23 protein-coding genes are annotated in these 26,248 nt (G+C 52.1%); 20 read left to right on the top strand and 3 right to left on the bottom strand.

Annotated elements, in window-relative coordinates:
- Positions 1 to 808 precede the first annotated feature (808 nt).
- The 5 genes from F3H20_RS10275 to F3H20_RS10295 all read left to right on the top strand — a co-directional run bounded on the left by F3H20_RS10275 (position 809) and on the right by F3H20_RS10295 (position 7,293).
- Positions 809 to 3,520, top strand: a complete 2,712-nt coding sequence (locus tag F3H20_RS10275; RefSeq protein WP_149734841.1) for a sigma-54-dependent transcriptional regulator — start codon at positions 809 to 811, stop codon at positions 3,518 to 3,520.
- A 349-nt stretch (positions 3,521 to 3,869) separates the two neighbouring features.
- A complete protein-coding gene (locus F3H20_RS10280) occupies positions 3,870 to 5,150 on the top strand; it encodes a PTS sugar transporter subunit IIC (RefSeq protein ID WP_149734842.1) in 1,281 nt (426 codons plus the stop codon).
- 15 nt (positions 5,151 to 5,165) lie between these two features.
- A complete protein-coding gene (locus F3H20_RS10285; RefSeq protein WP_149734843.1) occupies positions 5,166 to 5,468 on the top strand; it encodes a PTS sugar transporter subunit IIB in 303 nt (100 codons plus the stop codon).
- Between the two features lie 29 nt (positions 5,469 to 5,497).
- Positions 5,498 to 5,806 (top strand): PTS lactose/cellobiose transporter subunit IIA, encoded by a 309-nt coding sequence (locus F3H20_RS10290; RefSeq protein ID WP_149734844.1) that lies wholly within the window; start codon positions 5,498 to 5,500, stop codon positions 5,804 to 5,806.
- Positions 5,807 to 5,859: 53 nt separating this feature from the next.
- Positions 5,860 to 7,293 carry a glycoside hydrolase family 1 protein gene (locus F3H20_RS10295; protein WP_149734845.1) on the top strand — a complete coding sequence of 478 codons (1,434 nt, stop codon included), beginning with the start codon at positions 5,860 to 5,862 and terminating at the stop codon, positions 7,291 to 7,293.
- 75 nt (positions 7,294 to 7,368) lie between these two features.
- Here the strand turns inward: F3H20_RS10295 and F3H20_RS10300 are convergent, their stop codons facing one another.
- Positions 7,369 to 8,697: a 6-phospho-beta-glucosidase gene (locus F3H20_RS10300; RefSeq protein ID WP_149734846.1), complete on the bottom strand. Its 1,329-nt coding sequence runs from the start codon at positions 8,695 to 8,697 to the stop codon at positions 7,369 to 7,371.
- Between the two features lie 120 nt (positions 8,698 to 8,817).
- Between F3H20_RS10300 and F3H20_RS10305 the strand changes: the two genes are divergently transcribed.
- The 12 genes from F3H20_RS10305 to F3H20_RS10360 all read left to right on the top strand — a co-directional run bounded on the left by F3H20_RS10305 (position 8,818) and on the right by F3H20_RS10360 (position 20,978).
- Positions 8,818 to 10,164, top strand: a complete 1,347-nt coding sequence (locus F3H20_RS10305) for an aminotransferase-like domain-containing protein (protein WP_149734847.1) — start codon at positions 8,818 to 8,820, stop codon at positions 10,162 to 10,164.
- Between the two features lie 114 nt (positions 10,165 to 10,278).
- The gene (locus F3H20_RS10310; RefSeq protein WP_149734848.1) at positions 10,279 to 10,638 is read left to right on the top strand and encodes a P-II family nitrogen regulator; all 360 of its coding nucleotides are present in this window, start codon (positions 10,279 to 10,281) and stop codon (positions 10,636 to 10,638) included.
- A gap of 231 nt (positions 10,639 to 10,869) precedes the next feature.
- Positions 10,870 to 11,904 carry a LacI family DNA-binding transcriptional regulator gene (locus tag F3H20_RS10315; RefSeq protein ID WP_223191719.1) on the top strand — a complete coding sequence of 345 codons (1,035 nt, stop codon included), beginning with the start codon at positions 10,870 to 10,872 and terminating at the stop codon, positions 11,902 to 11,904.
- A gap of 20 nt (positions 11,905 to 11,924) precedes the next feature.
- Positions 11,925 to 12,884, top strand: a complete 960-nt coding sequence (rbsK, locus tag F3H20_RS10320) for a ribokinase (protein WP_223191720.1) — start codon at positions 11,925 to 11,927, stop codon at positions 12,882 to 12,884.
- A complete protein-coding gene (gene rbsD / locus F3H20_RS10325) occupies positions 12,881 to 13,276 on the top strand; it encodes a D-ribose pyranase (RefSeq protein ID WP_149734850.1) in 396 nt (131 codons plus the stop codon). Before rbsK ends, rbsD begins: the two co-directional genes overlap by 4 nt.
- Before the next feature lie 12 nt (positions 13,277 to 13,288).
- Positions 13,289 to 14,779 carry a sugar ABC transporter ATP-binding protein gene (locus F3H20_RS10330; RefSeq protein ID WP_223191721.1) on the top strand — a complete coding sequence of 497 codons (1,491 nt, stop codon included), beginning with the start codon at positions 13,289 to 13,291 and terminating at the stop codon, positions 14,777 to 14,779.
- A 13-nt stretch (positions 14,780 to 14,792) separates the two neighbouring features.
- On the top strand, positions 14,793 to 15,731 hold the full coding sequence (locus tag F3H20_RS10335; protein ID WP_149734916.1) for an ABC transporter permease: 939 nt from the start codon (positions 14,793 to 14,795) through the stop codon (positions 15,729 to 15,731).
- Positions 15,732 to 15,825: 94 nt separating this feature from the next.
- Positions 15,826 to 16,764, top strand: a complete 939-nt coding sequence (gene rbsB / locus F3H20_RS10340) for a ribose ABC transporter substrate-binding protein RbsB (protein ID WP_149734851.1) — start codon at positions 15,826 to 15,828, stop codon at positions 16,762 to 16,764.
- A gap of 336 nt (positions 16,765 to 17,100) precedes the next feature.
- A complete protein-coding gene (gene mqnE / locus F3H20_RS10345) occupies positions 17,101 to 18,183 on the top strand; it encodes an aminofutalosine synthase MqnE (RefSeq protein WP_149734852.1) in 1,083 nt (360 codons plus the stop codon).
- A gap of 92 nt (positions 18,184 to 18,275) precedes the next feature.
- Complete coding sequence (locus tag F3H20_RS10350; protein ID WP_149734853.1) at positions 18,276 to 19,205, top strand: ABC transporter ATP-binding protein; 930 nt, start codon at positions 18,276 to 18,278, stop codon at positions 19,203 to 19,205.
- On the top strand, positions 19,202 to 19,957 hold the full coding sequence (locus tag F3H20_RS10355) for an ABC transporter permease (RefSeq protein ID WP_149734854.1): 756 nt from the start codon (positions 19,202 to 19,204) through the stop codon (positions 19,955 to 19,957). The genes F3H20_RS10350 and F3H20_RS10355 overlap by 4 nt, the downstream gene beginning before the upstream one ends.
- A gap of 97 nt (positions 19,958 to 20,054) precedes the next feature.
- Positions 20,055 to 20,978: a DUF2156 domain-containing protein gene (locus F3H20_RS10360; RefSeq protein WP_149734855.1), complete on the top strand. Its 924-nt coding sequence runs from the start codon at positions 20,055 to 20,057 to the stop codon at positions 20,976 to 20,978.
- Positions 20,979 to 21,026: 48 nt separating this feature from the next.
- Here F3H20_RS10360 and F3H20_RS10365 read toward each other — a convergent pair whose 3' ends face one another.
- Complete coding sequence (locus F3H20_RS10365) at positions 21,027 to 21,983, bottom strand: HD-GYP domain-containing protein (protein ID WP_149734856.1); 957 nt, start codon at positions 21,981 to 21,983, stop codon at positions 21,027 to 21,029.
- 337 nt (positions 21,984 to 22,320) lie between these two features.
- Between F3H20_RS10365 and F3H20_RS10370 the strand changes: the two genes are divergently transcribed.
- Entirely contained in the window at positions 22,321 to 23,184 is an 864-nt protein-coding gene (locus F3H20_RS10370) for a DMT family transporter (protein ID WP_149734857.1), read from the top strand.
- A 120-nt stretch (positions 23,185 to 23,304) separates the two neighbouring features.
- Positions 23,305 to 23,928, top strand: coding sequence for a TVP38/TMEM64 family protein (locus F3H20_RS10375; protein ID WP_149734858.1), 624 nt, complete (start codon positions 23,305 to 23,307; stop codon positions 23,926 to 23,928).
- Positions 23,929 to 24,042: 114 nt separating this feature from the next.
- Here the strand turns inward: F3H20_RS10375 and F3H20_RS10380 are convergent, their stop codons facing one another.
- Entirely contained in the window at positions 24,043 to 24,546 is a 504-nt protein-coding gene (locus F3H20_RS10380) for an acyl-CoA thioesterase (RefSeq protein ID WP_149734859.1), read from the bottom strand.
- 376 nt (positions 24,547 to 24,922) lie between these two features.
- Here F3H20_RS10380 and F3H20_RS10385 point away from each other — a divergent pair, with 376 nt between their 5' ends.
- A complete protein-coding gene (locus F3H20_RS10385; protein ID WP_223191722.1) occupies positions 24,923 to 26,242 on the top strand; it encodes an MATE family efflux transporter in 1,320 nt (439 codons plus the stop codon).
- Positions 26,243 to 26,248 lie beyond the last annotated feature (6 nt).

The following is a 26,248-nucleotide window of genomic DNA, read 5'->3' on the forward strand; positions in this document are numbered from 1 at the left end:
TGGAAACGGCCCGGGAGGATAGATAGTTGCTGGTTAAGAGAAAAACACTCACGAACGTGGGTGTTTTTTGTTGTGCTAAATTGTTTTAATGTAGATATGTCGTGGTTGAGGCCACATACGTCGATATTTTTTATGCTTTGAGATAGGTTAACGCATTCAAGGTGACCTCTCCGGGTGGCAGTAAGTTTGATCAAAACTTTTTAGCGCTTTGTAGAATGGTTTTATTTATTTAGCTGAAAACCAATCCTCTTGAGTCATTTACCCGTGGCCTTTGCGGAAAAAGACGGTCCGCAGGATGCCGGAAGGGGCAACTTACGTTAAGAAATCCGCCTGTGCCCTTTGGGTATTGTTTGAGTAAAGCGAGTTTTGGATTTTAGGAAGGTGTCGCTTTTGACAAGTCTTTTGGAGTGTAGGCCTAGATTTTTTTGCCCCTTTTTGTATCATGACAAAAAGGGGGATGATGATTGAAGATGACTTAACTTATCAAGGTGGAGCGGCAGAACCGGATACTATAGGTCCATTAGGCAATAAACAGAGAACTGCAGAAACCCTTTCTGCAGTCTTTTTTATTGCCTGACTTATTACTCTTTTACTTACCATTTTTGAAGGAATTCATCCAACTCAAAGAGAATTTTTACAATATTTACTAGTGTTGTTTTATTGCTTTAATATAGTGGATGGCTGGCGAAAGTATGAGATATCAGCAGAAGGCATATTGACATAGGCCGGACCGATGCCAGTGCTCGGAACACAGAATGTCAGCATACATGAAAGCCGGTTGGTAAGGCACTAGCTGTGGAGGCTCTTGATGAAACGATTAGATACAGTCTATCAGTTTGTGGTAGAACAATGTGATGAACAATGCCGCCAAAAGGGAACGGTTGCGGGAGTGGCTACAGAGGTGGTTGCCCAAACGCTGGCGATTCAGCGTTCCAATGCGTCCAGTGATTTGAATGCGTTGGTAAAGCTGAATAAACTGGAAAAGGTGGAAGGCAAGCCGGTGCTCTATAAAACAAGGGAAGCGTTGCACCAGGAGCATGCTGCAGAGGTGACGGGTACGGTATTGGATCAAATTATTGGGGCGGAGCAAAGCCTGAAAAAGCCTTTGCAGCAGGCAAAGGCCGCCGTCATGTACCCGCCTTTTGGTTTGCATATGCTGTTGTTGGGCGAAACCGGTGTGGGCAAATCCATGTTTGCCGGGGCCATTTTTCAATATGCCCAGGATACGGGCAGGCTGTCGTCTCACGCTCCTTTCGTGATCTTTAACTGCGCCGATTATGCCCACAATCCTCAATTGCTGCTATCCCAGCTATTTGGCGTAAAAAAGGGCAGCTATACCGGAGCGGAACGGGATACGGCTGGATTAGTGGAAAAGGCGGATACGGGAATTTTATTTCTAGATGAGGTGCACCGTCTCCCGCCGGAAGGGCAGGAAATGCTGTTTTATCTGATTGATAAAGGGGCCTATCGGGCGCTGGGGGAAGCGGTGGAAGAACGGCGGGTTAAAGTATTAATTATTTGTGCCACAACGGAAAACGCTGAGTCGTCGCTGTTAAGAACGTTTATGCGACGTATTCCTATGCTGATTACACTTCCTTCTATCAGGGAAAGAACCATGGAGGAACGCTGGAGGTTGATCCAGAGTTTCTTTAAGAATGAAGCACAGGCTTTGCAGCTTCCTGTTAGTGTTTCCAAAAACACGCTAATTGCTTTTTTATTGTATGAATGCCCCAACAATATCGGGCAGTTAAAAAGTGATATAAAATTAAGCTGTGCCCGTGCTTTTCTGGAGTATGTGGGCAGCCGGGAAAAGACACTGACAGTGTGCAGTGAGGACTTATCCGAATATATCCGGCGGGGCTTTGTGAATTATAAGGTCCATCGCCAGGATATTGAACAGATTGGAATTACCGATAGCCTGATCTTTTTTCCGGGGGCTGGGGAAAATCAGACTGTCCGGAACGAGCCGACAGGTATCTATGAGGTGTTGGAGCAGAAATTCAATACACTCAAGGCAAAGGGCTTAAGCGAGCAGGACATTCAACTGATTATGAGTCTGGAGATTGATGTCTACGTTAAGCAGTACATGAGCAAATTCCGGAAAAATAATCTGGAGGAATTATATAAAATAGTTGACCGCAAGGTGGTTGGCATGACTCAGGAATTTCTGCAGTATGTGCAAGCCGAAACGGGTAAGCCGCTTGAGGAAAAAGTGCTTTTCGGCATGTCAATTCATATTGCCAATGCTCTGGAGCGCATCAGAGACGGCAAGGAGATCGTCAATCCTCATGTAAGAGAAATCGAGCGCTCTTATCCGAAAGAATTCGCCTTGGCACAACATTTTGCCAAACTGGCGGAACGGGAATTTTCCGTAATTATACCTAACGATGAACTCGGCTTTATTACTATGTTCTTGGTGTTGGATGATCCTCTGCGGCAGGCTGCGCCGGGCAGGGTGGGCGTTATTGTCGCTATGCATGGCAACAGCACGGCTACCTCGATGGCGGAGGTGGTCAACCGACTATTGGGCGAGAAGCACGCGGTGGGCTATGACATGCCTCTGGAGCAGAAAACGGAGATGGCCTTAGAGGAGATTATCTGCCTGGTTAAGGAACAGGACAAGGGCCAAGGGGTCCTGCTCCTGGTCGATATGGGCTCGCTGGTTATGTTTGGTGATATCATTTACGAACGGACAGGCATTGTCATTAAGACGGTAGAAATGGTAACGACGCCGCTGGTACTGGAAGCGGCACGCAAGGCGCTGCTGATGACTTCACTGGAAGAGATATATTATTCCCTGACCAATATCAGTCCCTATTTGGGGCGGATGTACTGGAACAGCGTGGAATTTCCTCACCGGCTTAATGAGGACGTGATTGTTACGGCCTGCATTACCGGACGGGGAACGGCTATTAAGTTGAAAAATATATTAAAAAAGAGTCTGGCTGAGTATGACCGGCCCGTCGACATTCTACCCATCGAAATCGGAAGTATGGAGGATTATTTACGCAAGTTAACTAAAATCAGTCAGGAGAAAAACCTGTTGGCTGTGGTAAGCAGCATCAGGCCGCAAAATGCGTCGATACCCTACTTGTCGACCAAGGAACTGCTGGAGGGGAAAATCGGTACTATCTTCCGGGGTATGAAGCCGTCTGCGGTTACCGTACCGGTGCTGGATAACATACAATTTATGGTGGAAGTAATCAACGAACATCTTAGTATTGACGGAGCGGCTTTTATTCAGGCCTATGAGTTTTTTGTAAGAAGGCTGGCGGAGAATGCTTTGCTTCTGCCTGAGGATGCCGATATCGGGTTAATCTTACATTTAGCTTGTACGATTGAGCGCTTGTTGCGCGGGGGAGTGCTTGACGGAGGAAAGCACAGCGGGCTGGATATGGCGGCCTATGGCGAGAGCCTGAGGGTGGTTGAGCAGGCGTTGGGCGTAATGGAAGAGGCTTTTGCTGTGAAACTGCCTGTCCAGGAATGCCGAAATATTGTTAAACTAATTTATCTGATTTAGCAGAAAGGTATTACATTATGTCCACTTGGAGTTTTCTCTGTATGGTGGCTCGTGCCTTGTCTGCCTTAATTCAGTGAATACGGGCGGTCTATTTTCCGCACCGCTTCGTTGTCGTCAGTCAGCATACTAACGGTATGACTCTTTCCTTCATCTCGTACTGCGAAACATAGTCTCGCCGTTCTCCTGCTGTTTTAAGACAATAAAACAATACACATTGCAATACAGAACAATACACATAGAATGAAAAACCCGGAAAGCTTGTTATTCAAAGCAGTTTTCCGGGCTTTATTGTGTATTGGCATGTTCTTTGCAAAATTATAGAAACATAAAAACACAAAGGAGTGATTTTATGGAAGCATTGATTAAATGGCTTGATGAATATTATGCGCCCTTTGCGGCACGGATCGGTGATCAACGTCATTTAAAAGCTATCCGTGACGGCGTGGTATCCTTAATACCCCTGTTGTTAATCGGTTCCTTCTTTCTGATTATTGCTTTTCCACCGATTAGTTCACTGGCCAAGCTGGTGGAGCCTTATGTTCCGCTGCTGGTTTCGGTCAACAATACAACGATGGGCCTAATGGGCTTAATGGCCGCTTTTGCCGTAGCCTACTCGTTGGCAGGTTCCTATAAAATGGATACATTGAGCAGCTCCATGTTTAGTGTGGCAGCTTTCATGCTGGCGACGCCGTTCACTAAGGATGGCAATATTGCAGCGGCCTGGATGGGAAGCAAGGGGCTTTTTGTGGCTATGTTGTCGGCGATATTTATTGTGGAACTGCAGAGATTTATGATTAAACGGAATATCGTTATCCGGATGCCTGACGGTGTACCGCCAACCGTGGCCCGTTCGTTTGTCGCCCTGATTCCCGGTTTTATTGCGTTAGCTCTGATTTTGCTACTAAATATGGTGTTATTCTCCATTGGCAGCAATGTGCAGGACATTATTTATAAGATTCTGGCTGCGCCGTTACTGAGTCTTGGCGGTTCTTTGCCGGCTTTTTTGCTGGCGGCCGTATTTGCCCAGTTGTTATGGACAGTTGGGATTCACGGTGCCAGTCTGGTCACCGGGATTATGAGTCCCGTATGGTACTCGCTTTCCCAGCAAAATGCCGTTGCCAAGGCGGCCGGGGAGATGCCGCCCAACATCATCTGTCAGCAGTTTTGGGATTTGTTTTGTACGATTGGCGGGTCAGGCTCTACTCTGGCGCTGGCGATCATGTTATTGACCATTGTCCGGTCAAAGCAGCTAAAGGCGATCGGCAAATCGGCTATTTGGCCGGGGCTGTTCAATATTAATGAACCGATTATTTTTGGCTTACCGATCGTTATGAATCCAATTATGATGATACCCTTTATCCTGGCGCCGGTGGTCTCCATTACTATCGCCTACTTTGTTACCTCCTGGGGTTTGGTAGACCGGGCTTTTGCGTTGGCACCCTGGACAACACCGCCGTTTATCAACGTCTTTTTGGATACCGGCGATATCAGGGCTTCGATCTTGCAGTTCGGTTGTTTTCTAGTGACAGGGGTTATTTATTACCCGTTCTTACGGATGGCTGATATGGCTAATTGCCGGGAAGAAGGAATTGAAGAAGTCGTTTATGAGGAAAAGCAAATCGCCAAATAAGGGGGAGAATGGGTCATGAATATTTTACTTGTCTGCAATGCCGGTATGTCGACCAGCCTGCTGGTTACCAAAATGCAAAAGGAAAGTCAGGCAAGAGGCCGGCAGGATGAGATATTTGCCTGCTCGATTGACGAACTGACGGAATATATTGACCGTTACGAGGTTGTTTTGCTGGGACCGCAAATTCGCTATAAAGCCAAAGCGGTTGGCGTGCTGGCAGAAGAAAAAGGGAAAGCCTTTGCCGTTATTGACTCGATGAGCTACGGCCGGGTGGACGGCGCAAAGGTGCTGGAACAGGCTTATAGCCTAAAAGAGTAGCAATTTAGCCGATAAGGAGATGCGCCGATATGGAAGAAGTGGTATTTAATATTATCCTGCATGCCGGAGACGCCCGCAGTCATGCCTTTGAGGCGCTGCGATACGCCCGCGAGCAAAACTTTGAAGCGGCGGCAGAGAGTATGGCTCAGGCTAAGAATAAGCTGATTGATGCTCATCATATTCAGACGCATCTGCTGCAGCGGGAAGCGGCCGGGAAAAAGCAGGAGTTCAGCCTGCTGCTGGTCCATGCACAGGATCATCTGATGACAGCCATGCTGGCAAAAGACTTGATTGAAGAGCTGATCGTGCTGCTGGAAATGCAGGCCCGGCAGAAATAGTAATGGCCGGTGCAAGAAACGGGCCGGTTATTCTGAGAGAGGAAGTGGCTGTAATGAAATACAGGTTACCGGACAATTTTAAGATGGGGGCCTCGGCTGCCGCCTGGCAAACAGAAGGCTGGGACGGCAAACAGCCAGGGCAGGATTCGCTGATTGATATAGCGTACAAACAGTTTCCTGACCGCTGGCATGAAGGCTATGGTCCGGCGGTGGCAACTGATTTTTATCATCGGTATGCCGAAGACTGCGCGCTGATGAAGGAACTGGGAATGACAACTTACCGGACTTCCATCGACTGGTCGCGGTTTATCCTGAACTACGAAACCGGGGAAGTGAATCCGGAAGCTGCCACGTACTATAGTAATGTGGTTGACGAATTAATCCGTAACGGAATAGAACCTATGATTTGCCTGGAGCACTGGGAACTACCCTATCCTTTATTTGAGAAGTATGGCGGCTGGCGGTCAAGAACGGTGGTTGACTGCTATATCCGCTATGCGGAAGCGGCGTTCCGGCTGCTCGGAGCTAGAGTAAAATACTGGTTTACTTTCAATGAACCGATTGTCTTTCCCTGGTTGGGCATCATGGATGGCGCGTGGTACCCTTATACCTGTAATACAAGGGAAGCCATGCAGTGGAACTACCATAAGGTGCTGGCCAACGCTCTGACCGTGAAGCTGTATCACGGCGGTGATTACGGCTACCGGGAAGGCGGGCGGATCGGTATCATTCTGAATGCCGCTCCGGTGTATCCCCGCTCGCAGTCAGCCGATGACCGCCAGGCGGCTGCTATGTGCGATTTGTTTTACAACCGGCCGTATACTGATCCTTGCATTAAGGGAGAATTCCCAGCGGAGTATTTTTCCCTGCTGGAACGGCATGATTGCCGGCTTGTCTATGACGAGGCGGATCTAGCGGTAATCCGGGACAATACCATTGATGTGATGGGGCTTAATTACTACACGCCGCACCGGGTGAAAGCCAGAAGCTCAGCCTGGAATCCGGCGGTGGCTTTCCATCCCCAGTATTATTTTGAAAACCATGAATTGCAGGGCAAGAAGATGAATCCCCACCGCGGCTGGGAGATTTATGCCAAGGGTTTGTATGACTTTGCCATGCTGTTAAAAGAAGAATATAACAATCTTCCCTGGCTGGTTACGGAAAACGGCATGGGGGTAGCCGAGGAATGGAAATATAAGAACCCGGACGGTGTCATTCAGGACGACTACCGCATTGATTTTGTGGCCGATCATTTGCGGTGGCTGCTAAAGGCCGTAGCGGAAGGCAGCAACTGCCTGGGGTATTTAATGTGGAACTTTACCGACAATGTTTCGCCCTACAATGCCTTTAAGAACCGGTACGGCTACGTGGAAATTGATCTGGACAATCAGCGCCAGCGGCGGCCGAAGAAATCCGCCTATTGGTTCCGGCAGGTAGTGCGGCAGGGCTATTTTGAGTACGACGGATTTGAACCGCAGTATAAGTAAGCGTAAATTGTAAAAAGAAACGGCGTCCGATTACGGTTGGATGCCGTTTCTTTTTCCTATGTCCTGGAATTTGAATTATTTGCCGTTAAAATAGGCTTTAAACTGGGGCAGGTAGTCCTTATTGGCCTCCAGCATTTCATCCAGCAGCAGCTTGGCCGCTTTGTCGGACGCGATCAGCGGATTGATAGTCAGCGCCAGCAGGGCGGTATTGTAGTCACCGCTGACGGCGGCGTCAATAGTGACGCGTTCAAAAGACTTGATCTGCTGGACCAGACCGTTGACCTGCACAGGCAGCTCGCCCATGGTCAGCGGTTTGGGGCCGCTTTTGGTGATGACCGAGCTGACTTCGACAATCGAGTCTGGCGCGATGCCGCTGATGGCGCCGCGGTTTACCGTGTCGATAGGCTGGATGTCGTGCTTGTCATTGTAAATGGAGCTGATCAGACGGCAGGCGGCATCGCTGTAGTAAGCGCCGCCCCGTTTTTCCAGTTGCGGCGGTTTAATTTTTAGCTCCGGGTCCTTATACAGTTCGAACAATTCATTTTCCAACTGTTTGACCAGTTCGGCCCGGGTTTCGCCCTTGGCGAACTCTTCCAGCTCGGTAGCCAGCATTTCGTCCTTTTTGAAATAGTAGCGGTGATAAGGGCAGGGAATGATGTCCAGACCGGTGATAAATTCAGGAATCCATTTGATGTTGATGATGTTTTTGACTACTTCGCCCAGTTCCCCGGAGGCAATGCGTTCAATTACTTTCCTGGTTACATCAACTCCGTCGGCGTAGACATGGAGACCGAATACCATGTGGTTAAGGCCGGCAAAATCAATCCGCAGCCGGCTTTGGTCAATTTCCAGCAGCTTGGCGATGGCCATTTCCATACCGATAGGCACGTTGCATAAGCCGATGACCTTTTTGTTCCTGCCATAGCGGGCTACCGCCTCGGTTACCATACCCGAAGGGTTGGTGAAATTGATCAGCCAGGCCTGAGGACAGAGCTCGGCCATATCCCGGTCGATATCCAGAATGACCGGAATGGTCCGCAGGGCCTTTAAAAAGCCGCCGGCCCCATTGGTTTCCTGGCCGATATAGCCGTGACTCAGCGGAATTCGTTCGTCCCGGATGCGGGCTTCCAGCAGGCCTACTCGGAGCTGGGTCGTGACAAAGTCAGCGCCCGGCAGGGCCTCGCGGCGGTCCAGGGTAGTATGTATTTCGATGGGAGCGCCGGCTTCCCTCACCATGCGCCGGGCCAGTCCGGCAACCGTAGCAAGTTTGTCTTTCCCTTCCGGAATATCCACCAGCCACAGTTCCCGCACAGGCAGTTCGTCATACCGTTTGATAAAGCCTTCGACGATTTCCGGCGTATAGCTGGAACCGCCGCCAATGGTTACAATTTTCAGTCCTTTCATAGTAAAGCCACCTCACAATAAGAATTGTAGTTTCCGTGTTACTTTGATTATATAAGCGGGAAGCGGGACCTACAATCATGCTATAATGAGATTGTACCGGTACAGTTGGGAGGATAAGCTATGCCAGAATTATATACGTATATTGCTTTGGATATAGAAAAACAGATTGCCGCGGGGGCTTATCCCCGGGGCCGGCGGCTGCCTTCCATCCGTGAGGTGGCGGACCGGTACGGTTGTTCCAAAGCTACGGCCATCAAGGCGTATGATACTTTGAAAAACAGGCATGTTATCTATTCGGTGCCCCAAAGCGGCTATTATGTGGTCGAGCATATGCTGACCAGCGAAGATATGGACCATACGGTGATTGACTTTTCCACAGGCAATCCGCTGATTGGGGCGGTACATATCCCCGATCTTAAACACTGCCTGGACCGCGCCGTAGATATCAGCAGGAATTATTCGCTTCGGCGGGATTTGCGGGGGACCTCGCCCTTGCGGGAACTGTTGCCGGGGTATTTAAGCGATTCTCAGGTGTTTACCGACCCCGGCCATATTTTTGTTATGCAGGGAATACAGCAGACCTTAAGCCTGTTGACGGCCATGCCGTTTCCCAACCGGAAGGACACCGTCCTGATTGAACAGCCTACCTATCGCTATTTTATGGAGTTTTTAAAACAATCCGCCGCCCCGGTTGCCGGTATTAACCGGAGAGAAAATGGCATTGACCTGAACCGGCTCGAACATATTTTTAAAACGGAAAAAATAAAGTTTTTTTATACCGTGCCCCGCCATCATAATCCTACCGGCGGCATTTATCCGGCGGAGCAGCGCAAAAAGATCGCCGAACTGGCGGCCAAGTATGATGTGTATATCGTCGAGGATGACTATTTTGGCGATGTGGCGCCGGAGGCTCGCTATGATCCGATCTATGCCTACGGTGATCATCACCATCATATTTTCCTGCGAAGCTTTTCGAAAATCATTCCCTGGTTCCGCATCGGAATTACGGTGCTGCCCACGCCGCTGCTCAAAGGATTTGAAACCTGGATGTGGCACTCCTATTACCGGTCTTATTTTTCGGCTTCCCTGGTATCGCAGGCCACCTTGGACGTTTATATCCGCAGCAAGCTATTGCATAAGCATGTCCGGGCGATCGAAAAAGAACTGGCCGGCCGTCTACGGGCAGTGGAGGAGCACAGAAGGGCGCTGGAGGAATGCGCGGTGCATTTTGTGCCTCACTCGGGCTGCTTTTACTTGTATCTCACATTACCGGCGCGGGTGCCGGAGACCCGGCTGATCAATGCCTTGCGCGGCCAGGGCGTACTGGTTACACCGGGCTACTATTACTACAGCAACCGGACCTTCTATGAACCGGGCATCCGGATCAGCCTGGCCCGCACCGCGCCGGACGACATTCACCGGGGCCTGGAGCTTATCCGGCGGGAGGTGAGAAGGTTTCTGGGCTAAACAGCAGAGAAATTAGGCGGAATGCCTGTTAATTTGGGTGCAAAGACCGGCCGGATGCTTTATAATAGTCTTACCATATTGTAATCAATTTGTTCAAATGAGGAGAGGAAAGCGATGCGGAAACTGACCAAGATAGACATTATCACCCGTCCGGAAAAGCTGGAGGAGTTGAAAGATGCCTTGAATGCCATTGGGGTAGCCGGTATGACGGTGACCCAGGTCTATGGCTGCGGTCTCTCCAAAGGGCATAAGGAAGTATATCGCGGACGGGAAGTAACCATCAATCTGGTGCCAAAAGTCAAGGTGGAAACGGTGGTTTGCGAGGTTCCGGTGGAAAAGGTGCTGGAGGCCGCCAAACGGGCCTGTTTCACGGGGCAGATCGGCGACGGAAAGATTTTTGTGTATTCGCTGGAGAATGCGGTCAGAATCCGTACCGGCGAAGAGGGGGATATCGCTATTATCGATCCGGAATAAGCGGCAAATCGATGAACAAGTCAGAGCTGGGGCAACCTGGCTCTGTTTTTTTGCCATCAGGAAGCTGGGATACGAAGTTTTTAGGCAGCAGACAAGTGAAGGGATGCAGGAAAAATTGAATTTAATAAATTTTTTGAAATATCAGATAAACAAGCAGGAATTTTTCGGCGCAAGTCGAAATATATTTCTTGTAAACGTTTACAGAAGCGGATGCAAGGAAAGAGGAGCATTGTGTTGAAGACAGCAGATTCTGCCAATGGTAATGCAGCAACGATTAAAGATGTGGCTCGTCAGGCCGGTGTATCAATAGCCACTGTTTCCCGCATCCTGAACGGCAGTGCCGGTGTGTCGCCCGCTTTGACTGAACGGGTGCAGCAGGCCGTCGATGCATTGGGCTATCAGCCCAATGCGGTGGCCCGGGCCTTGAAGGTGAAGGAGTCCCACAGTATCGGTCTGATTATACCGGATATTGAAAATCCCTTCTTTCCGGCACTGGTCAGAGGTGTGGAGGATATGGCGCGCAGCCATGATTATGCGGTGATTTTATGCAACTCCGATGGCGTGGGAAGCGAGGAGGAGCGTTACATCCGGTTGCTGCACGGCAAACAGGTGGACGGCGTGATTTTCACCGGCGGCGCCAACAGCGATTCCAGCATGGAACTTTTGGCCTCGCTGCCGATTCCGGCTGTCAGCCTGGACCGTCAGTCCAAGCGGGTGCATATGAGTTCGGTCGTAGTGGACAATGTCTACGGGGCTGCGCTGGCCGTACGCCATTTGGTGGAATTAGGCGGCCGGCGGATTGCCTTTATCGGCGGGTCGCCGCAATTATCGGTCGCCGCCGAACGGTTTAAGGGTTATGGGCAGGTGCTGGCTGAGTACGGATTGCCCCTAGACGAAGGATTGATTTTGCACGGCGATTTTACCTATGACAGCGGTTACCAGAATGCCTGGCTGTTGCTGGAGAAAGAGCGCGAGTTTGACGCGGTATTTGCCGCCAATGACATGATTGCCATTGGGGTTATTGAATGCCTGGCGGCCAGAGGAATCCGCGTTCCCCAGGATGTCCGGGTAGCCGGTTACGATGATATTCGCCTGGCTGGCTGGTATAAGCCTGCGCTGACCACCGTACGGCAGCCTGTCTATGAAATGGGGCAGGAGGCGGTCAGAATGCTGCTTCATTTGCTGGGCAGTTCGGCGCAGGAGATGGTGGAGAAACGGTTTCGTCCCGAGTTGATTGTGCGGCAGTCGACCGGAGGGGACGAATAAAAAAGGAGGAGAGCGAAGCAATGACTGGCAGAATGAGAGGGTCGGTGCAGACCCGGCCTATCCTGGTAGTTGGCAGCCTGAACATGGATTTGGTAGCGACGGCCAAGCGTCTGCCGCAAAGCGGTGAAACAGTGTTCGGGCAAAGTTTTGCAACCTTTCCGGGCGGCAAGGGGGCTAACCAGGCGATAGCTGCCGGCAAACTGGGGGCAAGAGTGATCATGGCCGGTTGTGTAGGCAGTGATGTGTTTGGCGAGGCGCTGCTCAGCAGCCTGACTGAGAGCGGCGTGACAAGCTCCTGTGTGCGGCAGGTGGCGGGAGCGACGGGGACGGCCCTAATCACGGTGGCTGAGAGCGGCGATAATATGATCGTGGTGGTGTCCGGTGCCAACGAGTGCTGTGCGCCGCAGGATGTGGATGCCGCTTTGGCTGTGCTGCCGGAACCAGGCATCCTGCTGGTGCAGCATGAGGTGCCGCCTGCTACGGTGGAATATGCCGTTCGGACCGCTAAACAGAGCGGCTGGACGGTTATCCTCAATCCGGCGCCGGCCCGGTCACTGCCGTCTGAATTGCTGTCCCTGGTGGATATTATCACCCCCAATGAGACGGAGGCCACGGCGCTGACCGGTCTGCCGGTTACCAATCCGGCCGACGCTAAACTGGCTGCCGGACGGCTGCTGAAGCAAGGCGTTAAGCAGGTGATTATTACCATGGGAGCCCAGGGGGCCTTCTATATGACACCGGCAAGCGAGGCTGTTATACCGCCGATTGCGGTGACGGCTGTCGATACAACAGCGGCCGGGGACGCTTATACCGGCGCACTGGCCGCCGCCCTGGCGGAAGACCAGGCGATGCCGGAAGCTTTGCGCTTTGCCGCGGTGGCAGCGGGGCTGGCCGTGACGCGGCAAGGGGCACAGGCAGCGCTGCCCTGGCGTGACGAAGTCAACCGTTATCTGGAGGATAAGGAGAGAACATCGGTATGAAAAAAATTGGTACGCTCAATCAGGGGTTAAGTGAAGTGCTGGCCGGTATGGGCCATTACGATATGCTGGTCATTGCCGATGCCGGGCTGCCCATTCCGCCGGGGGTACGGCGAATCGATTTGGCACTGACAGCCGGGGTGCCCGGCTTTGTGCAGACACTGGCGGTTATTTTGTCGGAGCTGCAGGTGGAAAGTGCGGTAATTGCCGGAGAAATGGAAACCAGCAGTCCCGCTTTGCGGGAAAGGATTGACGGCTTGCTGACAGGAATTCCGGTCGATACGGTAAGCCATGAAGAATTTAAAAAACTGACCCGCCAGGCTGTGGCAGTCGTGCGGACCGGGGAATTTACGCCTTACGCCAACATCATTTTGAAATCCGGCGTGGTTTTTTAAGGAGGGAGAGCTGTGGAGGATAAACCGTTGCTTGCCATGAAGGGGATTGTTAAAGAATTTCCGGGGGTCAAGGCGCTTAAGGCAGTGGATTTTTCCCTGCAGCCCGGTGAAATTCATGCGCTGCTAGGGGAAAACGGTGCGGGAAAATCGACGCTCATGAAGGTGCTCAGCGGCGTATACAGCCAGGATGCCGGTGAAATCTGGCTGGATGGCCGGCAGGTGCGGTTTAACGGGCCGCGGGAGGCTCAGGCGCTGGGCATCGGCATTATCCATCAGGAGCTTAACTTGGTGCCGGAGCTTACGGTAATGGAAAATATTTTCCTTGGCCGGGAGCCGCGCCATTCATTGGGCTTTGTCGATAAGCGGACCATGGAGCGGGAAACGGCCGCCGTACTGGCCAAGCTGGGAACGGACATCCGGCCCGGCACCGTAGTGTCCGAACTGAGTATCGGTGCTCAGCAAATGGTGGAAATCGCTAAGGCGCTGGCCGGCAGAACCCGCATTCTTATTATGGATGAGCCGACGGCTGCGCTGACCGAGCGGGAAACGGAGCGACTGTTCGCTATCATCCGTCAGTTGGCAGCGGAGGGAGTCGGTATTGTATACATTTCTCACCGCATGGAGGAGCTGTTCGCCGTCAGTCAGAGGATTACCGTGATGCGGGACGGCAGCTATATTGGCACTGTACCAACCGGGGAAATCAGTTTTGATCAACTGGTCAGAATGATGGTCGGCCGGGAGTTAACCGACCGCTTTCCCAAGCAACCGGCGGCAATTGGCCGGGCAGTTCTGCAGGTGAACCATTTGACACGGCAGGAAGTACTCCGTGATGTTTCTCTCACCGTTCACGCCGGGGAAATCGTCGGTGTGGCCGGCTTGATGGGAGCCGGGCGGACGGAGCTGGCCCGGGCGCTGTTTGGTGCCGATCCTATTGACAGCGGCCGGATCGTCGTTGACGGTCAGGACCGGGCAATTCGTTCACCCCGTGACGCTATCGCTGCCGGCATCGGACTGATTACGGAAGACCGCAAGCAGCAGGGGCTGGTGCTCTCTATGTCGGTAGGCGACAACCTGTCGCTAGCCGCACTCAAGGAGGTTTGCCGCCGCAGCTTTATCAGTGGCACCGCCGAAACCGGGGCGGTACAGGAACAGATTGCAACGTTGAAAATCAAAACACCCAGCGAGGATCAACTGGTAAAGAATTTAAGCGGCGGCAATCAGCAAAAGGTGGTTATTGGCAAATGGCTGCTGACCAAACCGAAGGTGCTGATTATGGATGAGCCGACCCGCGGTGTCGATGTGGGGGCCAAGACAGAGATTTACCAGATCATGAATATGCTGACCGCTGCCGGAGTGGGGATTTTAATGATATCCTCTGAGCTGCCCGAAATTCTGGGGATGAGTGACCGCATTCTGGTCATGCACCGGGGGCGGATTGCCGGAGAACTGGCGGCAGTCGAAGCGACGCAGGAAGAGATTATGGCCTTTGCGGCAGGAGGGTAAGACGGTGGCACATATGACAAGCATACGGGAAAAGGGAGCTGTGCTCCGAAAACTGGGACCGTTACTGGGGTTTATCGCGTTGTGCGCGATTCTTTCCATAATATCCGACCGGTTTCTGACCGTCAGCAACCTGCTGAACGTGGCCCGGCAGATTTCACTCAACGCCATCATCAGTGTGGGCATGACGTTGGTTATTCTGACCGGCGGCATTGATTTGTCGGTCGGGTCCATCGTGGCCATGGCCGGCAGCCTGACTGCCGGACTAATGCTGAGCGGCTGGAACGCCGGCACTGCAATAGTGGCAGGCCTTATCCTGGGAACGGCTTTGGGTTTGCTGAACGGACTTTTAATTACCAAGGGAAAAATACCGGCTTTTATTGCCACCATGGGGATGATGACTATCGTCCGGGGTTATACGCTGGTATATACCGACGGACGGCCGATTACCGGCCTGAGCGAGGAATTTCGCTGGCTGGGCGGCGGCTATCTGGGCGGCATTCCGGTGCCGGTCATCATCATGGCGCTAATTTTTGCCGGTGCCTATATATTTTTGAAGCATAATCGGTTTGGCCGGTACATCTATGCCATTGGCGGCAATGAGGAGGCTGCCCGTCTGTCGGGCATTCAGACCAAATATATCCTGGCCGGCGTGTATGGTGTCGCCGGGCTGCTGTCCGCCGTGAGCGGCATTATCCTGACTTCCCGGCTGAATTCGGCGCAGCCGACGGCCGGCATGGGCTTTGAAATGGATGCCATTGCCGCGGTCGTGCTGGGTGGCACCAGCCTGTCGGGCGGCGTGGGGACGATTGGCGGTACACTGATCGGGGCCATGATTATCGGGGTACTGGATAATGGCCTTAATTTACTGAATGTTTCCTCTTTTTATCAACAGGTTGCCAAAGGGATTGTAATTCTTTTGGCAGTGCTGCTTGACCGCAAAAGAAGCAAATAAGGAAAAGAGGACTGACACGTTGGAAAGAGGAGGCGATGCCTGGAACTATCGGGTACCTTGCTCAGAAATTTTTATCAGAAAAAGGGGGAGACGTATGTTTACAAATTTGCGTACGAAAAAGGTTTGGACTATCCTGACGGCTATGCTGGCCAGTATGTTTTTGCTTGCCGGGTGCGGCGGCGGTTCGGGCGGCCAACAGGCTCAGCCGGAGAAAAAGCAGGTGGTAGGTCTTTCGATTTCAACCCTGAATAACCCGTTTTTTGTTGACTTGAAAGAAGGGGCCGAAGCGGCGGCTAAAGCGGCCAATATTGAACTGGTCGTAATGGATGCGCAAAATGACGCCTCCAAGCAAATGGCCAATATTGAAAATCTGATTGAGAAAAAAGTTAATGTGATTATTGTCAATCCGGTAGACTCCAAAGCCATTGTTTCGGCGGTGGAAGCAGCCAACAAGGCTAATATTCCGGTGATTACCGTGGACAGAGGCGCTGAGGGCGGCAAGATTGTCAGCGCTATTGCCTCGGATAACGTGGCTGGCGGCAAGATGGCCGGACAGTATATTGTTGACAAGCTGGGCGGCAAGGGCAAAGTAGTGGAACTGGAAGGCGTACCGGGAACTTCAGCCGCCAATGACCGCGGTAAAGGCTTTAACGAAGCTATTAAAGCGGCTGCAGGCATCAGCGTAGTTGCCAAACAGCCGGCTGATTTCGACCGGGCCAAAGGAATGAAGGTTATGGAAAACATCCTGCAGGCCAATCCGGAAATTCAGGCTGTATTTGCCCATAACGACGAAATGGCGCTGGGCGCACTGGAAGCCATTAAAGCAGCTAACCGTACCGGCGTGATGGTAGTCGGCTTTGACGCCAATGCCGATGCCGTGAAGGCGGTTAATGAAGGAACGCTGGCGGCGACGGTAGCTCAAAAACCGAAAGACATGGGTAAAATCGCCATTGAAACTTCCCTGAAGGTTATTAAGGGAGAAACTGTTCAGCCGGCCATTCCGGTTGCGTTGGAACTGGTGGTTAAAAAATAAGCTGATTTGACTGGACTGTAAAAACAAACTACAGGCTGCCTAAGGGTAGCCTGTAGTTTGTTTTTGGGCATAGCTGCGGCGTGGAGCGGGCCGCTTGTCGGCGGTGATTATGGGATGAAAAAAGCAGGAAGATAGGAGGTGTATGCTGAATATAATAAAATAGTCCACTAAGCCTAAGTTCATAGCGTTCTTATCGCGAGATTTTTCGCCCAGCTTCGTTGGCGTCGCCTTACATATGTCCGATATGTGCGGCTCCTTCGCCTGGCTGGACGGAAAATCTCGTGCAATTCAGCCTGCGATCTTAGGCTTGGTGGACTACTAGAAAGGAAGTCTGTCATGAATGCACATTTACACGCAATTGAAACGAAAGTAAGAGACGGAGTAAGGTTGAGCAAGGAGGACGGTCTGGCCCTGTTCGCCTGCCAGGATCTTAGCTGGCTGGGTTATCTGGCCGATCAGGTCCGTCAGCGCATCAGCGGTGATTATGTTTACTTTAATGTAAACAGACATATTAATCTGACTAATATCTGCACCTCGCGGTGCAAATTTTGCGCCTTCGGCTGCGATGCCGACAGCCGCCAGGCTTACCAAATGAGCAAGGAACGGGTGCTGGAAATCGCGCGGCAGGCCGCGACTGATCCGGACTTAAAGGAACTGCATATTGTCAGCGGTCTGCATCCCGAATGGCCGTTCGACTATTATGTGGATGTGATAGCCAGCCTGAAACAGGCTTTACCTGCTATCCATTTGAAGGCCTTTACAGCAGTAGAGATTTGCCATTTTGCCAAGGTGTCGGGAAAACCGGTGCGGGAGGTTTTGCAAATTCTCCAGGCGGCCGGGGTGAATTCACTGCCCGGCGGCGGCGCGGAGATTCTCTCCGACCGGGTACGGCAGGCGCTTTGTCCCAATAAAGCTACGGCGGCCGAGTGGCTGCAAGCCAGTTACGAGGCGCACCGCCTGGGGCTAAAGAGCAATGCCAGCATGCTTTATGGTCATGTGGAGACGCTGGAGGAGCGGGTGGACCATCTGTTGGCGCTCAGGGCGCTCCAGGATGAAACCGGCGGCTTTCAGACGTTTATCTGCTTCCCGTTTCACTCGAAGAATACCGAATTGGAGCATTTGGCGCGCACCAGCCAATGGGACGATCTAAAAACCATGGCGATTTCCCGGCTGTTGCTGGATAATTTTAAAAATATCAAGGCTTACTGGATTATGCTGACCCTCCCCCTGGCACAATTGGCCCTGGGCTTTGGCGCTAACGATATGGACGGTACGGTGAGCGAGGAAAAGATTATGCACGCCGCAGGGGCCAAATCAGCGAAAAGCTTAGAAAAGACAACAATAATTGAAACGATCAGGCAAGTCGGCCGTATTCCGGTGCAACGTGATTCTATGTATAATATTTTAAAAGTGTTATAATATAGAAGATAGACGAAACAGCTGTAAGATTAGGGCGGCTGTTTTTCTTTTATTGCAGTTTTTTGTCCTTATTGACGGAAAGGAACCCGGTTATGTCATGTATTGTGCAAGCGGAAAATTTGGGTAAGACCTATAGCGGCTTTAAAGCCTTGAAGGGGATATCCTTTACGATTGAAGAACGGCAATGTGTCGGTTTTCTCGGTCATAACGGCGCCGGTAAATCGACCACCATGCGCATGCTGTACGGCTTGTCCACCGTGGAGGAGGGTTCACTGCGCCTGTTCGGCCAGCCGGTGGCGCCGTTGACGCCGCCGGCTCTGAAAGCGCTGCTGGGCATTGTACCGCAGGAGGATAATCTGGACGTGGAGCTGACCGTGCTGGAGAATTTAGAGATTTACGGCGGCTATTTTGGACTCAGCCGCCAGGAGGCCCGCCAACGGGGTCTGGAGCTGCTGCGGTTCATGGGGCTGGAGGATAAAATGAAGGCTACCGTTGAGGCGTTGTCCGGCGGCTCGAAACGAAAGCTGGTTATTGCCAGAGCACTCCTCAACCGGCCGAAAATGATCATTCTGGATGAACCGACTACCGGTCTGGACCCGCAGGCTCGCCGGCAGGTGTGGCAAAAGCTGAGACAGCTTAAGGCCGAGGGCGCTACCTTGGTGTTGACCACTCATTATATGGAGGAGGCGGCCCAGCTTTGCGACCGGCTGCTGGTGATGAACGAGGGGCTGATACTGGCCGAGGGCAGTCCGGAGGAGCTGGTGAAACGGTACGTCCGGCCCTATGTGATTGAGGTGCGGGTGCCATCCGATCAGGTTCCGGCTGATTTTGCCGGGCAGGTGGCCCGGCTGGGCGGCGAGGCCGTTTATTTGGCCGATGACCTGTTTGTCTTTTGTGAGGATGGGGACCGGCTTTGGCGGGAACTGGCCAGCCTGGGCGTGCCGCAGCATGCCTGTTATCTGCGCAGCTCCCATCTGGAGGATGTATTTTTGAAGCTGACAGGAAGGAGAGGCGAAGCATGACACTGCAGGTTTTGTCTGTCCTGAAACGGCATCTGACAGTCTTCCGCCGGACGTTGATTACCAATGTAACCTATAGTCTGATTGAACCGCTGCTTTATCTTTCCGCCATGGGCTTCGGCGTAGGCAGCTACGTGGAGGCGATGGACGGCATGAGCTACATGCAGTTCATTGCGCCGGGCATGGTGGCTTCGTCGGCTATGTGGGCCTCCACCTTTGAATGCACCTACGGCAGTTTTATGCGGCTTCATTTTGAAAAGACCTTTCACGCCATGCTGGCAGCGCCTGTTTCGGTAGGCGATGTGGTAGCCGGTGAAATTCTGTTTGCCGCGATTAAAAATATTGTGTTTGGCTCGGTCGTGCTGGCCGTTGTTGCCGCGCTGGGGCAGGTGCATTCACTTTGGGCCTTGCTGATCCCGCTGTTCCTGGTGCTGCCGGGCTTGGTTTTTGCCATACTGGCACTGATTTATACAGGAAGTATAAAACATATTGATTATTTGAATTACTATATTACACTCTTTATTACGCCGCTTTTTTTGTTTTCCGGCGTGTTCTTTCCGGCTTCTTCGCTGCCCGGCTGGGCACAGGCGCTCCTATGGGCCAATCCGTTGTTTCACACGGTGGAGGTCTGCCGGGCTTTGGCGTTAGGGCAATTGGCGCCGGGACTGTGGAGTCATGTCGGCGTGCTGCTGATGCTGACCGTCTTGCTGGCCAGGCTGCCGGTCCGATTGATCAGCCGACAGTTGATCAGTTAACGTTATGCTGATGGCCATAATATGATACAATATACAGAAAAACTATAAACTGGCAGCGCCTGTCGCCGTGCCCTCGCCCAATCGGAGACAGACTGCCGTGAGACAATTTCAGGGAGGGTTTATTATTAATTTTCAGCCGATTCGTTTAGCGGATAAGCCGCTATTTGACAGTTTTCTTCGTAAACGGCGTTATGAAAACGCTCATTTTAGCTTTACTAATCTGTTTATGTGGCGCAGCGGATTCCAGGTGGAGTGGGCGCTGCTTGGCGAACAGCTCTGCATCCGGGCAGCCTGGGATGGCGAGCATTACATTTTGCCGCCCTTTGGTGCGCCCGATCAAGGCATGGGCGATGCCTTAGACCGTTTGGCGGAGCATTTTGCCGCTCAGGGCTGGCCGCTGGTCATTCGCGGGGCCGAGGCCTTTATGATCGAAGAGCTAAATGCGCTGCGGCCGGGCCTGCTGCGATGGGAAGCAGATGAGGATAATTTTGACTATGTTTACAACACCCAGGATCTGATTGATCTGTCGGGCCGCAAGTATCATTCCAAGAAAAATCATCTAAACAGTTTTAAACGGTCCTATAGTGACTATTCCTATGTGCCGTTGACGCCCGACCTTGTTCCGGCCTGCCTGGAGGTGGCCCAAAACTGGTGGCTGCAGCAGCCAGACAGCGAGGATGTCAGCCTGAAGCTGGAGCAGCAGGCTATTGCCGACGCGCTGGGCAATATGGAGTATTTGGGCTTAAACGGCGGGGCTATCCTGCTTTCCGGTCAGGTTGCCGCCTTTACTTTCGGCGAGCGATTGAATGAGGATACGGCGGTTGTCCACGTGGAAAAGGGTAATCCGGAAATCCGCGGCGTATTTACTGTCATCAATCAGGAATACTGCCGCAACACCTGGGAGCATATTCCTTATATTAACCGGGAAGAGGATATGGGGATTCCCGGCTTGCGTAAGGCGAAGCAGTCGTATCATCCGGTGACAATGATCAAGAAATATGTAGGCACTTTGCAGAAATAAATAAAAGAAGCGGGCAGGAATACATCCTGTCCGCTTTTTCAGGCAGCCTCAAGCGGGGCTGCCGTATTTATTGGCATAAAGTTTTACGAAGATAGCTATAATATCCGGATCAAACTGAGTGGCAGCGTTTCGCGTCAACTGGCGGATGGCCTCCTGATGGGATATGCTTTCCCGGTACGGCCGGGTAGAGGTCATGGCCTGATAGCTGTCAGCCACTGCGATAATCCGGGATCCCAGCGGGATGTCGGTGCCGGCTAAGGAACTGGGATAACCGGTGCCGTCCCAGCGGGCGTGATGGTGCAAAATGATATCCGACACTTGGCTGAGAAAAGGAATGCCGGCGATAATCCGTGCTCCGATGACCGGATGCTGCTTGATCATATCCCATTCTTCGTCGGTCAGTGGTTCAGGTTTATTTAGAACCGGTGTGGGAATGCCGATCTTGCCGATGTCATGTAAAATGGCGGCAAAATTGATCTGAAATAACTGATCGTCAGGCAGATGCAGCGCCTGTCCGATATGTAAGGCGATGTCGGCCACTTCCGAGGAATGGCTGTAGGTGTAAGTGTCCTTGGCCTCCAGGGCATTGATCAGTGATTCGATGACTGAAAGCAGCATATTTTCCCGCTCATTGCTTAATCGGCAGGCCAGTTGATTGATTTGTGAGGCCAGGAGTGACAATTCGTCGCGGCCGTCGATTTCCAGATCAATGTCCAGTTTGCCGCTGGCTAGCTGCTGTATGGCTCGTTGGACCAGGCTGAGCCGGCGGGAAAAGTAGCGGGCTAACAGGCAGCAGCACAGGGCGGAGCCGATGCCGGCCAAGGCAAAGGCGATGATCAGGTATTCGCCGGAAAGGGGAGTGCCGCTCACCGGACTTTGCTGAGGCAGGATGCTCTCCGGCGAATGGAGGACAAGGCTGACAATCATAAACAGTGAAAATAGGCAGCAAAACATACAGGCATAAAAAAACTTCGTTCGCAGCGGAAACAGATAGTGGGTAACCATATACACTCCTGATGTCGTAATTAATAGTAATCTTATACCGTACTGAATAGGTTATTGCGTTACATAATATTATATAATCTTATATAATATTTCTTTGCAAAGTAGCGATTACCTTCCCCTTTTTGAGCTGTCCCGCTAATTTTGCGGTTAGGTGAAAAATAGGCAGGCGACAGCGGAACAATATGATATAATAGGGTTATTACGTTGCTTTAACAGGAGGTAGCGCCCATGTACAGGCAGCCTTTATTTGAAAATGATGTTCCGGCTGTACGCGCTTAGCTAACGGGGAGCGTGCAGCAAGCCCTCCCCCGGACAGGGAAAAAGGGAGGACGGAACATTGAAAGAATATCTTGGATCGTTATATTTAATAGCCGCTGCCAGCATTTGGGGCGGCATGTATGTGGTCAGCAAACAGGTACTGGCTGTCATTGAACCGTTAGAACTGGTTTGGCTGCGCTATGTTGTGGCGCTGGCGGCGCTAACGGTTATGGGGGTGACAACCGGCCAGTCCTGGAAGGTTCACCGCCGGGATGTGCCGCTGATTTTGCTGATCGGCCTGATTGGCTACTGCATTTCGATTTGGGCCCAGTTTGCCGGAACGCAGCTTTCTTCCGCCCAGATGGGGGCGGTTATTACCTCGGCGACACCGGCCTTTATGGTGGTATTTGCCCGCTGGCTGCTTAACGAGCGGATTACGGTACGAAAAGCCGCGGCCGTTGCGCTGGCAACCGCCGGTGTGCTGTTGATCGTCGGTGGCGGCGACGGGAGCGGTTCGTTTCAACTGGGTGGTGCGGTACTGGTGGTGGCAGCGTTGACCTGGGCCTTGATGTCGGTGCTGGTCAAGCGGGTGCCGTCCGGCTATTCGGCACTGGTAGTCACTACCTATGGCATTTTGACGGCCGCCTTGGTTATGACTCCCTTTGTTTTGGGCCGGAACGAGCTGGTACGGTTGGCATCAGACAGTCTGACAGTTTGGCCGGGGCTTTTGTATTTAGGCATTGTATCCACAGCGGGTGCCTTTTATTTTTGGAATAAGGGGTTGCAGTTGGTGGATGCCACCCGGGGCGGGTTGTATTTTTTCTTTCAGCCCCTAGTAGGAACTCTGCTGGGTTGGCTGTTTCTCGGGGAACAGGTGGGCTGGACTTTCTGGCTGGGAGCGGGCGGCATTCTTGGCGGGGTTCTGCTGGTCATCCGGGAATAGGACGCGGTTTAGTAGTTCGTTGATAAAGGAGGCAGAACGATTAAGCACACCGGCATAAATCAGCAAACCCTTCGCATCATCATTCTGGCCGCCATAGCAATTCTGGCGGCGGCCGTTTATGTGGCACAGCCTGAATTCATTCACCGGCTGATGCGCTACGTTGTGCATGGTGATGTCCGAGGCAGTATTGCTTTTATTCAGTCTTACGGACCCTATGCGATTCTGGTTGCCTTTGTTTTGGTAGTTCTGGTCAATATAGTAGCCGTATTGCCGAATATTTTTCTGTTGGCTGCCAACGGTATATTATTTGGGGTGACCTGGGGAACCGTCATTTCCTGGCTGGGTGAGTCGCTGGGCGTGATCATTAGCTTCTTGCTGATGCGATATCTGTTCCATGACTGGGCTCATGCCATTATCGAACGAAGCGAAGGCTTAAAAAAGATGGACGAGTTCAGCGGTCGGCGGGGGTTTGTGATTATGCTGTTTGCCCGCTGTATTCCCTATATTCCTTCCGGACTGATTACCGCCTTAGGCGCCGTGAGCAGTATCCGGATTAGGGACTATGCAGTGGCTACGCTGATCGGGAAGCTGCCTTCGGCGGCTATTGAGGTAACTATGGGGCATGATTTGCTTTTGTACCGGCAGCATTCGTCCCGGCTGCTTATTTTGGCGGCGTTATCAATAGCAGCCTATTTCGTGTTTTTGCACTATAAAAAGGTCTTTGAGCACAAAGACCCGGAATAAGCTAGGTAAGCACTGATTAATTTAATCAGTGCTTACCTAGAGGTTTTGCAACCGGCAACTGTAGTTTGGGAAAAACAACTGACTGGCTTTGGCGGCCAGTCAGTTGTTTTCCAATTATTGCTGTTCCAGGGTTACCTGACAGGCGGCCGGTCGGGATTTTTTCTGCTTGTAGGCCAGGTAGCGCTGCTTTCCCTGTTCAAACAGGCAGGCTTCTTCCTCGCTGGTGATTTCCAGAGTGGGAACCGGGTACGGTCTGCCGTTTTCATCCAGGGCCACAAAGGTAAAAAAGGCGGTCAGCGCTGTTTTGGCCGGTTCCTCTTTCGATAAATCCTCCATCGTCACGGTAATGGATATTTCCATCGAGCTTTTGCCGACAAAGGTTAACTGTCCATGGCAGGTAACCACATTGCCGATAAAGATGGGGTGATGGAATTCCAGCTCATCAACCCGGGCGGTGACGACATTGGTGCGGGCATGCCGCCGGGCGACCACGGCGGCCGCCGTGTCCATCAGTTTCATGATTTCGCCGCCATGGACATGACCGGCGGGATTGGCGTGTTCCGGCAGCATGACCGAGGACATGATCACCTTGGACTGGCCGACTGTTTTTGTACTCATTTGCTTTCCTCCGTCAGCGGTAACCGGGCAGAAACCCGGCAGCCGCAAGCTAATAATATAGATTAGTAGCTTATCAGTTTTAAGCCTGCCATTTTAGAGCTGATAAGGCACCGGTTATGTCCACTATAGCACCGGACGGGGTACCTTGCAAGAGCAGGGCCGGCGTGACTGCCGGCATACCTTACCTCCGTAAATGCGTGTATAATGAAATATGCATTTATATGGGCAACTTTGAAACTACCATATCTTTACGGGTCTTTCTCTGCATATTTAATTTTGCCGTTGCAAAGTTGGGAGAAATGGCCCGGCAGATCTTATCAATAACGGGGTGTTACTTATCGAACAGACATATTCCTGGCGGCAAAAGGCGACTACGTTGCTGTCTATTTTATCTCCGATTTTTGTTACGCAGCTTGCCTATTGCGCCATTAATTTCTTTGATACGACCATGTCCGGCCACGCCAGCCCGGATGATCTGGCCGGGGTGGCCATTGGCAGCAATCTGTGGATGCCTGTCTTTACCGCCGCCGGAGGTGTACTGCTGGCCGTGACTCCGATCATGGCCCAGCTTCATGGTGCCAAGCGTTCGGCCGAGGTTCCCGCCGTAGTCGCTCAGGGAATTTATCTGTCGTTGCTGCTGGCAGCCGCGACCATTGGCCTGGGAGTGGTAACCGTTACGGCGTTGCTTGGGCAGCTACACCTGGAACCGGCCGTATTTTCCATTGCCCAGCGTTTTCTGGGAGCTATCGCGCTCGGGGTGGCGCCTTTTTTTGTCAACATGGTGCTGCGTAATTTTATTGATGCCCTGGGCTACACACGGGTGACTATGCTGATTGCGCTGTGTGCGCTGCCGATCAATATTTGTTTAAATTATATTCTGGTCTTCGGCAAGTTTGGCTTTCCACGGCTGGGCGGCGTCGGCTCCGGCTATGCCTCGGCCCTGACTTATTGGTGCATCACGATTATGAGTGTGCTGGTGGTGCAAAAGGTGGCGCCATTCCGGAATTACCGGGTATTGGCCAACTGGCCCCGGCCGTCCTGGCCGGCGTTAAAGGAACAACTGGGAATTGGTTTGCCCATCGGCATTGCTATTTTTTGTGAGACCAGTATTTTTGGTGTAGTCGCTTTGTTTATGTCCCATTTCGGGACGCTGACCATCGCCGCCCATCAGGCGGCCATTAACTTTGTTTCTTTAATTTATATGCTGCCTTTAAGTATTTCCATGGCCTTGACCATTGTCGTCGGGTTTGAGACAGGCGCCCGGCGGTTAAGCGATGCCAGACAGTACGGTTTTCTCGGCATCGGCACGGCTATCTTTTTGGCTCTCCTTTCAGCCGGTGTGTTGGTTTTATATAACGAGCCTGTGGCCGCTCTGTATTCGGATGATCCTGCCGTAAAGCTGCTGATTCAGTCCTTTTTGGTGTACGCCGCCTTTTTTCAGTTGTCCGACGCGGTGGCGGCGCCCATCCAGGGCATATTGCGGGGCTACAAGGATGTGACGGTTACTTTTGTAATGGCGCTGGTTTCTTACTGGGTTATCGGCCTGCCAATCGGCTATTGGCTGGCTGGGGACAGCAGCTATGGCGCCTATGGTTACTGGATTGGTTTTATTGTCGGCCTGGCTGCCGGTGCGGTCGGTTTAGCCATGCGGCTGTCCTATGTACAGCGCCGGACTAGACGGCTAACTGGAGAGTAAGCGGTC

Origin of the sequence: Propionispora hippei DSM 15287 (genome assembly GCF_900141835.1) — a bacterium.
Lineage (GTDB): Bacteria > Bacillota > Negativicutes > Propionisporales > Propionisporaceae > Propionispora > Propionispora hippei.

What these genes read in the sequence shown, in the direction of transcription:
- F3H20_RS10275 (WP_149734841.1), top strand. Translation starts at nt 809, where the DNA reads ATGAAACGATTAGATACAGTCTATCAGTTTGTGGTAGAACAATGTGAT.
- F3H20_RS10280 (WP_149734842.1), top strand. Translation starts at nt 3,870, where the DNA reads ATGGAAGCATTGATTAAATGGCTTGATGAATATTATGCGCCCTTTGCG.
- F3H20_RS10285 (WP_149734843.1), top strand. Translation starts at nt 5,166, where the DNA reads ATGAATATTTTACTTGTCTGCAATGCCGGTATGTCGACCAGCCTGCTG.
- F3H20_RS10290 (WP_149734844.1), top strand. Translation starts at nt 5,498, where the DNA reads ATGGAAGAAGTGGTATTTAATATTATCCTGCATGCCGGAGACGCCCGC.
- F3H20_RS10295 (WP_149734845.1), top strand. Translation starts at nt 5,860, where the DNA reads ATGAAATACAGGTTACCGGACAATTTTAAGATGGGGGCCTCGGCTGCC.
- F3H20_RS10300 (WP_149734846.1), bottom strand. Translation starts at nt 8,697, where the DNA reads ATGAAAGGACTGAAAATTGTAACCATTGGCGGCGGTTCCAGCTATACG.
- F3H20_RS10305 (WP_149734847.1), top strand. Translation starts at nt 8,818, where the DNA reads ATGCCAGAATTATATACGTATATTGCTTTGGATATAGAAAAACAGATT.
- F3H20_RS10310 (WP_149734848.1), top strand. Translation starts at nt 10,279, where the DNA reads ATGCGGAAACTGACCAAGATAGACATTATCACCCGTCCGGAAAAGCTG.
- rbsK (WP_223191720.1), top strand. Translation starts at nt 11,925, where the DNA reads ATGACTGGCAGAATGAGAGGGTCGGTGCAGACCCGGCCTATCCTGGTA.
- rbsD (WP_149734850.1), top strand. Translation starts at nt 12,881, where the DNA reads ATGAAAAAAATTGGTACGCTCAATCAGGGGTTAAGTGAAGTGCTGGCC.
- F3H20_RS10335 (WP_149734916.1), top strand. Translation starts at nt 14,793, where the DNA reads ATGACAAGCATACGGGAAAAGGGAGCTGTGCTCCGAAAACTGGGACCG.
- rbsB (WP_149734851.1), top strand. Translation starts at nt 15,826, where the DNA reads ATGTTTACAAATTTGCGTACGAAAAAGGTTTGGACTATCCTGACGGCT.
- mqnE (WP_149734852.1), top strand. Translation starts at nt 17,101, where the DNA reads ATGAATGCACATTTACACGCAATTGAAACGAAAGTAAGAGACGGAGTA.
- F3H20_RS10350 (WP_149734853.1), top strand. Translation starts at nt 18,276, where the DNA reads ATGTCATGTATTGTGCAAGCGGAAAATTTGGGTAAGACCTATAGCGGC.
- F3H20_RS10355 (WP_149734854.1), top strand. Translation starts at nt 19,202, where the DNA reads ATGACACTGCAGGTTTTGTCTGTCCTGAAACGGCATCTGACAGTCTTC.
- F3H20_RS10365 (WP_149734856.1), bottom strand. Translation starts at nt 21,983, where the DNA reads ATGGTTACCCACTATCTGTTTCCGCTGCGAACGAAGTTTTTTTATGCC.
- F3H20_RS10380 (WP_149734859.1), bottom strand. Translation starts at nt 24,546, where the DNA reads ATGAGTACAAAAACAGTCGGCCAGTCCAAGGTGATCATGTCCTCGGTC.